Source organism: Streptomyces sp. NPDC006265 (genome assembly GCF_040613555.1).
Lineage (GTDB): Bacteria > Actinomycetota > Actinomycetes > Streptomycetales > Streptomycetaceae > Streptomyces.
The window spans coordinates 1-1,006 of record NZ_JBEXSH010001549.1; the positions used below are offsets into that span (position 1 = coordinate 1).

General features: G+C 76.0%; 1 protein-coding gene. It reads left to right on the forward strand.

The genetic code is table 11. The features are described 5' to 3' along the window. Window positions 1–1,006: DUF5691 domain-containing protein (locus tag ABZ281_RS50525; protein ID WP_356665698.1), on the forward strand; the 1,006-nt coding region annotated here is incomplete at both ends.

Genomic DNA, 1,006 nt, shown 5'->3' on the forward strand with positions numbered 1-1,006 from the left:
CCCGCGTCCGGTCCTGCCCCCGGCGGCCGCCCGCAGGCTCGCGATGCTGCTGGCCGACCGCCCTGGCCCGTCCGGCGGCGGCCGGCGGGGTGCCGCGCCCGATCTGACGGAGCTGCTGCCGCAATGGCTCACGGTGGCGAACGCCCGTGGGTTCGCACCCCCTCCGCAGGTGCTCCCGGCGTTGCTGGACGCCGCCCGGGGTCGTACCGATCTGCGGCCGGCGGTCCTGGAGTTCGCGGGGCCACGTGGCCTGTGGCTGGCCCGGCTGAACCCGGAGTGGCGGTTCGCCCTGCGCACGGCCCCGGGCGGCGGAGCGGCCCTGCCGCAACTCGAGGACGACGAGAGGATCCAGCAGCTCTGGCAGGAGGGCCTGTTCGCCGAACGGGTCGCCCTGCTCTCCGCCCTGCGCTCCCGCCAACCGGCCGCCGCACGCGACCTGCTGGCGACGACATGGGCGACGGAACGGGCCGAGGACCGGCTGATGTTCCTCGACTCCCTGCGCGCGGGCCTGGGTCCGGACGACGAGCCGTTCATGGAGCAGGCGTTGGCCGACCGCAGCCGCAACGTCAGGGCGACGGCGGCGGAACTGCTGTCCGCCCTGCCCGGTTCGGCGCTGGCCGCGCGGATGGCGGTCAGGGCGGGGGCGTGTGTGGCCATTGACCACATGCGGACCGCGCAGCCCGGCAGGGCCGGCGGTGAGGACGAGGAAGCCACCGGAGCCACGGAGAGCATCCCGACGATCGCCGTCGAGGCCCCGCACGAGTGCGATCCGGGCATGGAACGCGACGGTGTCGTGGCGAAGGCCCCCGCGGGCCGCGGTGAACGGTCCTGGTGGCTGGGTCAGTTGGTGGAGGCGGCACCGCTCGCGACCTGGTCGCGGCGGCTGGGCGGGCGCACACCCCAGGAGGTCGTGGCGCTGCCGGTGGCGGACGGCTGGCAGGGCGAACTGCACGCGGCGTGGTGCCGGGCGGCGGTGCGCCAGCGGGACGCCGAGTGGTCACTGGCC